We start from the raw sequence: 8,384 nt of genomic DNA on the forward strand, positions 1-8,384 counted from the left end.
CCTTATTCTTATACTCTTGTATAAGGTGGTATATGTATGTTGAATACTAGTAACAGATCTATTTTACCATTAGTGAACTTTCTTTGACAATGCTTTTATTATGGAAAGGGCGAACAATATGTATATTGATATTCACTTCCCTTCGGATTGGGAACAAGAGTGGAACAATAAAATGCAGGAAAACAAGGGATGGTCCTCATGGGAACAATTTCAACTTGCATTTAAATCCGAACAACACACGATCGTTTCCTCCTTTTCCGGTCTCGTATCACCACCTCACCTTCCTCACTTGCAGTTTCATTCCTATCAGGTGGAAACTGCTCAGCGAGTTATTGAAGAGATGAACGGAAAAGCAATTCTTGCTGATGAGGTAGGGTTGGGAAAGACAATAGAAGCGGGTTTAATTTTAAAAGAGTATATGATCCGGGGGCTCGTGAAAAAAGCTTTAATCTTAGCTCCCGCTTCTTTAGTAAATCAATGGGCCCGAGAATTAAACGAAAAGTTTTTTATTCCCGCAGTTCCACAAAAAAAAACATATGTATGGGAACAATGTGACGTGGTAGTGGCATCGATTGATACAGCAAAAAGAGCCCCTCACCGAGAGATTGTGCTTAATCAGGATTACGATATTGTTATCATTGATGAAGCTCATAAACTTAAAAACGCAAAGACAAAAAATTATCAGTTTGCCAAGGAACTGAAAAAAAGATTCTGTCTGCTGCTTACTGCCACCCCTGTCCAAAACAAAATAGATGAAGTCTTTCATCTCGTTTCCTTGCTCAAACCTGGTCACCTTGGTAACGAAGAATCCTTTAAAGGAATGATGAAACAGGCAGAACAAGAAGACCTTGCTCACATTCAAGCCCTTATTAAAATGGTGATGGTTCGAAACAAAAGAAAAGAAACAGGCCTGAATTGGACAAAAAGGAAGATTTCCTCGATCTCTATTGAGTTTAACAAAGAAGAACGAGAATTATATGAGGCCATTTCTTTGTTAAAGAAAAGAAAGGATAACCCGATGCACGGTTTCTTAACCACCACCCTCCAGCGTGAAGCATGCAGCAGCCGCGAGGCAGTCTTTATGACCCTTCAAGGATTGGCAAAACGTGAAGGAGGACTGAGCCCAGGCCTGGAAAACGTGAAGTCGAAGATTGAAAATATTACCCAAAACAGCAAAGCTGAAAAAGCTCTGGAAATTATCAAGGAACATGATGATAAAGTAGTTATTTTCACCGAGTACAGAGCGACCCAGCTCTACCTTCAGTGGTTTCTCGGTCAGCACGGCATTAAATCTGTACCTTTTCGCGGGGGTTTTAAAAGAGGGAAAAAGGACTGGATGCAGCAGCTCTTCAAGCAAAATGCCCAGGTTCTCATTGCCACAGAAGCCGGCGGGGAAGGAATCAACCTTCAGTTTTGCAACAAAATCATTAACTATGACCTCCCTTGGAATCCTATGAGAATCGAGCAGAGAATCGGCCGTCTTCATAGATTGGGCCAGGAGAGGGATGTTCTTATATATAATTTTGCTGTCAACAACACGATTGAAGAACATATTCTTTCTCTTTTATATAACAAAATTAACCTTTTTGAAAATGTAATTGGCGAACTTGACGAAATATTAGAAAGGCTCTCTTTATCCTCTGTGGAAGAGTATGTTGAAGACGCTGTTCAGAATTCTGAAAGCGAAGGTGAAGTTCAGCTAAAGCTCCGTCACTTATCTGAGATGATTGAAATGGAAAAAAATGAGGAGAAAGGAGATGACTTATTTGCAGCAACATGAAATCCATCACTTCTTAAAAAGATACTTCACCTCTAACGGCTGCTCTTTAGTAGAAGATGAGAGGGAAAAGCTTTCTGTACAGCTGAATATTGAAATGGACAAGGAACTAATGAACCGCCCCTTTTACTGGCACTATTTAGAAAAAACAGGGGGAACTCCTAGACCGATGTCCTTAACCTTTTTAACCAGAGGGCAAAAAAATGATCCCAAAGAAAAAGGAGAAGTTATTCATTTTGGAGCTCCGCGGCTTCACCAGATTTTCCATTCGGCCAGAAACAAAGGAAGAATGACAAAATTATATGAAGAAATTCCCGGACTGGTTCGGTCTGCCCCATTATACCCTTGGCTTGTTTTGAATATAAAAGTTTCCTGCCAGGCTCATCAAAGAAAAGACAAGATCTTTTCCTTTGGCCTTCAGCTCATAAACGGCCAAATTGTTGAAAATTTTATGAGCAAGCTTTCAGATAAAACCATTCATTCCTCTATTCCTGATCTTACCTTTACAATGGCTGCTTTAATTAAACCAGAAACAGGAATTCAAAGAATCAAAAAAATCGTGCTGCAGGATATTCAGATGCAAGAGCATAAGTGGCTGAAGAGGCTGTTGAACGCATGAACGCAGACCTGGATCTTTTAGAAAAATTTTATGAAAACAACGAGGATAAACCAGCTAGTTATGAAGCAGAGCGAGAAGCCATCAAAATGCAATACTCCCCTTCCATTTCTATTACGATCATTAATGGAGGTCTTTTTTACCTTCAAGACCAGTTCTTTTAAGGGCATTGCTTTGCACGAGTCCTGAGTAAATCACGAACATTTACCTTTCACATAGCTACTTGTAAAGAAAAATAAAAACCGACGCCAATGGCATCGGTTTTTATTCTTTTCTTATGCTGGAGCCCCGCTGACGAAAATGGTCATAACAGAGAACCATCCAAATACAGCTAGCGAAAGAGCAGCAAAGCTACGCCAAAGAAATTACGACGTTTTGTTTCCCGGATGACAGCAAGTAGTGACAAAATAGCTACAAACAATAGTGTAATACCTAAAGCCATGGTAAACTCCCTCCTTTTATGTATGATTCATTCTTGAAAAAAAGGGCCATTCCTGGTGGTCTTGTACATTGTACAATTGACTGTAAGAATGAGAACAAAATATTTTCCGACCCTTATTATACCCTTGTTTTCAATGAAATGCATCTTCATTTTCGAAACCTATTTGAACTTTTGAAAATAACGGTTTCATTTTACCTTTATTCTTCCTTTTTGTCGAGTTTCTATCTCTCATTATTCTTTCCTTCATTTGTTGTCTTTTCAATTTTTCTCAGTGTAAAATGAAGGATGAATACAGTAAGGAGGAATTAATGTGGAATGGAAACAGATGCCTCTTGGTCCTTTACAGACAAATGCCTATATTCTTATCAATACAAAAAAAGAAGCTGTTATATTTGATCCTGGCGGGGAAGGCGCTTCCTTGAATGACTGGCTTCAAAAACAACAAATCACTCCGGTAGCTATATTATTAACACATGCCCACTTCGATCACATTGGAGCTGTTGACGAAGTCAGGGATCAATGGTCTATTGATGTCTATCTTCACGAAAATGAAAAGGATTGGCTGTCTGATGGGACTAAAAATGGTTCTTCCTTTTTTATGAGCGGACAGACAATTACTGCTCGTCCTGCCGAACAATTGATAACAGAGGAAGGAATGCTTCAGATAGGGGATTTCACCTTTTCGGTATTCGAAACACCTGGTCATTCCCCAGGCAGCATCTCTTTTTATCACGAAGAAACGAACACTGTGTTTTCCGGCGATGCTCTTTTTGCCGGAAGCATTGGACGGACAGACCTCCCGGGAGGAAGCCAGGAAGTGCTGCTACAAAACATTCACGATAAGCTGCTGGAGCTTCCAGAGAATACTCAAGTGGCATGCGGGCATGGTCCTGTGACTTCCATTGGCAAAGAGATGGACAGCAACCCTTTCCTAAGCGGCTTTTAATCATAACTTATAAAGCCCCATGCGCTTATTTACGCCTGGGGCTTTATAAATTGCGACAAAAAAAATAGACCTCCCGGGGGAGGAGGCCTAACAAGGGGAGTAAATCGTATTGAAAAATGAACTATGAGGGGAGGGGGACTCCCTATCATCATTGTTCTAACAATATACGTAAAGTATATTATCCTTTTAACACTATGTCAATAGTATTAACATTTTTTCCTATCTAAAGCATGCAATAAAAAACAATGAGGAGCCCTCCTCATTGTTTTTTTCGTCTATGTAAGACGCCGGGTATTTCTTAGTGACCCCCGAATTCTGGAACCATCAAGAAAGTTGTGTAGTATGTGAAACCTACCATAAATAAAGTTAAGTAAGCGCCAAAGATATAAATATACATGCGTTCTGTCAATTTCATATACCCTAAAGCCAAGAACGCAGCTGTTTGTGCAAAGAACAATAGCGCCATGTTAAACATGTCCCCTACGAAAAACAAGACAGCAAAAATACCAGTCCAAAAACTAATCATTCGATACATGCGATCCATTTACTTTTCCCCCCTCTTCTACGGATGTCATTTTCTGCTTCACATTATTAGACAAAAAAAAGCAGACAGAAAAAGCGATAAAATAGACATAAGGCCTTAAACCATACTACCCCTATTATATAGAGGGTAATTATGCTTGTAAATGCTTAAGGTCATCTTTCCTTTCTATGTTAACACAATGTTCAACTTAATTGGACTGCAGTATAGGAGCATGAAGAATTTCTGCTCCCATCCATTAAGGATTGCTCTGTAAAGCTGACGTCTTGAAACACTCCTTCAAACATGCCTTTCATTAAGGCATGATGCATATTGCACAGGGATCCGGAATGTGAAGGCAGCAATTCTTTAAACGGACAGTTATAAATTTGAAAGTGAATCACTTTTTCTTCAGCATCATACGACAGTTCAGGATTTAACCCCTGCTGTGCAGCCACCATCTCCACGACATTCATCTTCTCTGAAAGGTCCAGTGACTCCCCAATTGTATTTGTGTCTTTTAAATAGGAAAGGACTGCTTCTTTTCCAAAAGAGTGCCCGAGACGATTTAATGCAAGCTGCCCTTCTTCTCCAAACGAAGCCAGAGACTCCATCGCCAAGACAGCCAGCCGGTGATAATCCCGAAATGGAAACTGTATGTGAACACCTTGATCCGAAATATAATAACAACGGCTTGGTCTTCCACCCTTGCCCGTCTTTTTTGTCTCAGATGCAAGCAGAGACACACTTTCTAACTTTGTAAGGTGAAGCCTGGCTACGTTTACATGAATGTCAAAAACCTCTGCCACTTCTTGTACAGTAACTTCCCTGTGCTGTTTTGCAACGTATTGGTAAATTGAAAAACGTGTAGGATCTGCCAGGACACTAGTAACTTTCAATGTATTTTGTTCCATAGGCATTCCCTCCTCGCCTGAACTCTGTATACTGATCTATTATAATACAGCTTCGGTAAGGAATAAATGCTTTTCTTTTTATTAAGGTCTATTGTTCGTCTACGCTCTATGACACACTATTTATGTTGTTCTTCTTAAACGCCTTTTTTGTTTCTGAAAAGTCACCTTTATGGCTGTAGGCAAAAGGCCAAACCAGCGAAAAAGCAGTGGGGGCCTTTCTTCCTTCCTCTTTATCTTTCTTTGTTTCCTCGTGTCTTCCGGTTCTTCGATTGCTTCTACAAAACGTTCAATAAGATATTGAATAAACGGGTTAGGCTGCATGGTCATCCCTCCTGTCTTTATTCTGGTCAAATAAAGACAACTTTACTCAGTTTTATAATATGTAAGGAAAAGTCTTTCACATAAAAACACAAAAAAAGCTGGGACAAAACCCAGCTAACGAGAAGAACCCTCGTCATCGGTAAGAGCTCTTTTTTGTCTCCAGTATGTCGTTGCTTGTTCAAAAAGAATCACTTATACCTGAATCATTCGCTTTCACGGTGTCTTCTATGCACCAAAGGCACAAGTGCGACATCCGCTCAAGCTTCCTTTCACTCGCTTTCACGGTGTCTTCTATGCCGCTGGCAAGGCTTCAGCTAACCAGCGAAGGTCGTCCTCGTGGATCTAAAAATAAGGCTCCAATTATCGTCATTTGATAATTGAGCCTTATTTACTTAGCTGAGGCCGTTTTGTCCCAGTTTCCTTTCTACTCTGATCCTAACTCTCAATCATAGCCTTTGCTTCTGCTGCTTTTTCAGCTTCTTCTTTAAACCTTTTTACTGCATCCTGGGCCGCTTGAGTTAAACTGATGCTGGCACCTACACGCAGGCATTCCCGCACAAATTCTTCATCGCTGTCCCTGGCAGGAAGCCCCTGAGAATGGAGACGCCAATGAACCAGCTCATGGAGAAGAGTAGCAAGCACCTCTTCTTTTTTTCTTCCGCTGTTTCTTTTCTTGCTCATTCGGATAAAACGTTCCTCTGTCCCTCTGTCATAAATAAAACAACCATTTCTTGCAGCCCAGTTTCTACTAACAAGTTCAATTCTTCCTGTATATGTTATCCCCCAATGCTCCATGCACAGCCTGTTTGCGTGCTCATAAAGCTCTTCGAGACTTAAATTACCGTCCTTTACCATCCATGTCCCTCTCCCATCCGGATTTCTTTGCCAGCACTAATGATGCCTTATTTATGCCTATGTCTTTTTCGACTTTCCTATTCCGTAAAAGCAGCCCTTTCTCATTAGAAAAAGCCAGCTTATGTGATCCCATAAAAAATGTTAATTCTTTCATTATTTGTATTATGCATAATTCGACAAGTTATTTCAATATGTTTTTCCTTCGTTGCACCCTTCATTGCGTTAACGCTGGGATATGTTACACATTTTATCACATTTTTCATGTTTCCAGAAAGCACATTATGGGTAAAGAAGAGAATTATACTTGTGTTATTTTTTGGATCGCAGTGAAGAAAGGTTATTGATGGGGCCTCCTGCATTCTTTGCTGTGGCTGTTTAATCTTTATTTACTGTCTTTAAGCTTACCTTCAGAAACTCAATACTCGTTCTAAGCGATTTCGTTCTCATAGTAAGCACACACGTATATGATTATATGTTTTACAGTTGGGTTGGATCATAAGCTAGAGGTGAGGACATGAATACGACGAATATAGAAGCCCTTCAGGAATATTTAGAGAATCAAGCAGGACACATTGTGACTGAATGGCAGCAGATCGCCAGCAAAAAGTCTGGTACAGGGGAGATATTTTCTAATCACGAAAAGGATTTTTATAAAAACGATGAAGAATTTGTACGCACAGCGAGCCAAGGACTGCTTGAAGAAACCAATTTTAAAGACTGGACTGAGCGTACTGCCGCTAAAAGGATTAAATTAGGAACACCCTTATATCACTCCATTCAGAAGTTTAAAACCTTTCGTATGCTTATGAATAAGAAGGTTCAAGACTTTGTGTCTGACAATTCTTCTGAAGTTAATCCAATAGAAGTGCTGACTTGGATACAGAGGCTGGATCAAACGCTTGATGAAGCAGCAGAACTTTTTATTCGCAAGTACCAGGAGTTTGACACAGAAAAAACAGAAGCTCAACAGCAGGTCATTTTGGATTTGAGTGTACCATTATACCAATATCAGATAGTATAGGGGTTCTTCCTATTATTGGGGAAATCGATACATATCGAGCAAAAATTATTCAGGAACAAGCTTTAAAGAAAAGTTCTGACCTGGAAATTGAGCATTTAATTATTGATGTTTCTGGCGTTCCATTTATGGATACGATGGTTGCCCATGAAATTTTCCAGCTTCATAAAACACTTATGATGCTCGGTATAGAAACAATTATTACAGGAATCAGGCCAGAAATAGCCCAGACTGCAGTCCATCTTGGAATTAAATTTAACGGCTTAACAACCTATGCTCATTTAAAACAAGCAGTATTCACGTTGTTAGAAGAAAAAATAAATAACAAGAGGCTTGGACAAAACTCAGCTAAATAGAAGGACCCTCACATTCGGTGAGGGCTTTTGCTTTAGGGAAGTATTTTAAACAGTTGATTGTTCAAAAATACACTCGCTTGCACCTAAAGGCACAAGTGCGACATCCGTTCAAGCTTCATTTCATTCACTTTCACGGTGTCTTCTTTGCCGCGGGCAAGGCTTCAGCTAGCCGTGGAAAATCGCCCCGGCGGATCTTCAGCTCTTGCTTTTCCCGCAGGCGTCTCGTGATGTTTGAACCACCAACGTATATGTACACAAAAAGGGATACCTTCTGATAAAGCTAAATCACCACATCCTAACAGAATCGAAGGTATCCTTAATGCCACCTTTATACGGATGAAGGACGATTATAAAGAAGCAACTAAAAGCCGGGTATAATCTGCAGATTGCAAGCGAAGGCCCTTACGCTCTTGCTTACGATATCTTACCAAACCCTACTGATACCCGGACGTTCATCCCTTTTTTGGACACAATTGAAGAAGGCTTTTTCTATTTGCCGACTTATACCGTAGCTGATGTGGTTCATTATAATGAGAAGTGGAAAAATCAAAAAGCCTATATTCAAGAAATGCTTTCAGACGAAGAAACCGGTGAGATCCATGGGAAGCGTAAGATCCAT

The 8,384-nt window shown here is 40.1% G+C and carries 9 protein-coding genes and 3 pseudogenes; 6 read left to right on the top strand and 6 right to left on the bottom strand.

Features of this window, described 5'->3' with window-relative positions; genetic code table 11:
- Window positions 1-118: 118 nt before the first annotated feature.
- Both JCM19033_RS12070 and JCM19033_RS12075 read left to right on the top strand, forming a co-directional pair.
- A complete protein-coding gene (locus JCM19033_RS12070) occupies window positions 119-1,780 on the top strand; it encodes a DEAD/DEAH box helicase (protein WP_054636480.1) in 1,662 nt (553 codons plus the stop codon).
- Window positions 1,758-2,557: pseudogene (locus JCM19033_RS12075) on the top strand (YqhG family protein). Before JCM19033_RS12070 ends, JCM19033_RS12075 begins: the two are co-directional and overlap by 23 nt.
- Window positions 2,558-2,668: 111 nt before the next feature.
- Here the strand turns inward: JCM19033_RS12075 and JCM19033_RS22270 are convergent.
- Window positions 2,669-2,835 (bottom strand): annotated as a pseudogene (locus JCM19033_RS22270) (DUF2759 domain-containing protein).
- A 310-nt stretch (window positions 2,836-3,145) separates the two neighbouring features.
- Between JCM19033_RS22270 and JCM19033_RS12080 the strand changes: the two are divergent.
- Window positions 3,146-3,781, top strand: coding sequence for an MBL fold metallo-hydrolase (locus tag JCM19033_RS12080; RefSeq protein ID WP_054636481.1), 636 nt, complete (start codon window positions 3,146-3,148; stop codon window positions 3,779-3,781).
- Between the two features lie 298 nt (window positions 3,782-4,079).
- On the opposite strand, the gene JCM19033_RS12085 is transcribed toward JCM19033_RS12080, so the two are convergent.
- The 4 genes from JCM19033_RS12085 to JCM19033_RS12100 form a co-directional block, all read right to left on the bottom strand.
- The gene (locus JCM19033_RS12085) at window positions 4,080-4,325 is read right to left on the bottom strand and encodes a DUF2626 domain-containing protein (RefSeq protein WP_054636482.1); all 246 of its coding nucleotides are present in this window, start codon (window positions 4,323-4,325) and stop codon (window positions 4,080-4,082) included.
- A 182-nt stretch (window positions 4,326-4,507) separates the two neighbouring features.
- Window positions 4,508-5,215, bottom strand: a complete 708-nt coding sequence (locus JCM19033_RS12090) for a metalloregulator ArsR/SmtB family transcription factor (RefSeq protein ID WP_054636483.1) — start codon at window positions 5,213-5,215, stop codon at window positions 4,508-4,510.
- A 120-nt stretch (window positions 5,216-5,335) separates the two neighbouring features.
- On the bottom strand, window positions 5,336-5,536 hold the full coding sequence (locus tag JCM19033_RS12095) for a YqzE family protein (RefSeq protein WP_054636484.1): 201 nt from the start codon (window positions 5,534-5,536) through the stop codon (window positions 5,336-5,338).
- A 435-nt stretch (window positions 5,537-5,971) separates the two neighbouring features.
- Window positions 5,972-6,391, bottom strand: a complete 420-nt coding sequence (locus JCM19033_RS12100; protein ID WP_054636485.1) for a hypothetical protein — start codon at window positions 6,389-6,391, stop codon at window positions 5,972-5,974.
- A gap of 514 nt (window positions 6,392-6,905) precedes the next feature.
- On the opposite strand from JCM19033_RS12100, the gene JCM19033_RS12105 reads away from it, so the two are divergent.
- Together JCM19033_RS12105 and JCM19033_RS22275 are read left to right on the top strand one after the other, a co-directional pair.
- A complete protein-coding gene (locus JCM19033_RS12105; protein ID WP_054636486.1) occupies window positions 6,906-7,412 on the top strand; it encodes a hypothetical protein in 507 nt (168 codons plus the stop codon).
- A 23-nt stretch (window positions 7,413-7,435) separates the two neighbouring features.
- On the top strand, window positions 7,436-7,765 hold the full coding sequence (locus JCM19033_RS22275; protein WP_374701238.1) for an STAS domain-containing protein: 330 nt from the start codon (window positions 7,436-7,438) through the stop codon (window positions 7,763-7,765).
- Window positions 7,766-7,895: 130 nt separating this feature from the next.
- Here JCM19033_RS22275 and JCM19033_RS25760 read toward each other — a convergent pair whose 3' ends face one another.
- Window positions 7,896-8,021: a hypothetical protein gene (locus tag JCM19033_RS25760; protein WP_269758167.1), complete on the bottom strand. Its 126-nt coding sequence runs from the start codon at window positions 8,019-8,021 to the stop codon at window positions 7,896-7,898.
- Between the two features lie 62 nt (window positions 8,022-8,083).
- On the opposite strand from JCM19033_RS25760, the pseudogene JCM19033_RS22280 reads away from it, so the two are divergent.
- Window positions 8,084-8,384 (top strand): annotated as a pseudogene (locus tag JCM19033_RS22280) (hypothetical protein); the annotation flags it as partial.

The organism is Thalassobacillus sp. C254 (genome assembly GCF_001310615.1).

Bases quoted from the DNA above. Each gene is read 5' to 3' on its own strand.
- JCM19033_RS12090 (WP_054636483.1), bottom strand. From the start codon at position 5,215: ATGGAACAAAATACATTGAAAGTTACTAGTGTCCTGGCAGATCCTACA.
- JCM19033_RS12105 (WP_054636486.1), top strand. From the start codon at position 6,906: ATGAATACGACGAATATAGAAGCCCTTCAGGAATATTTAGAGAATCAA.
- JCM19033_RS12085 (WP_054636482.1), bottom strand. From the start codon at position 4,325: ATGGATCGCATGTATCGAATGATTAGTTTTTGGACTGGTATTTTTGCT.
- JCM19033_RS12070 (WP_054636480.1), top strand. From the start codon at position 119: ATGTATATTGATATTCACTTCCCTTCGGATTGGGAACAAGAGTGGAAC.
- JCM19033_RS12100 (WP_054636485.1), bottom strand. From the start codon at position 6,391: ATGGTAAAGGACGGTAATTTAAGTCTCGAAGAGCTTTATGAGCACGCA.
- JCM19033_RS12095 (WP_054636484.1), bottom strand. From the start codon at position 5,536: ATGCAGCCTAACCCGTTTATTCAATATCTTATTGAACGTTTTGTAGAA.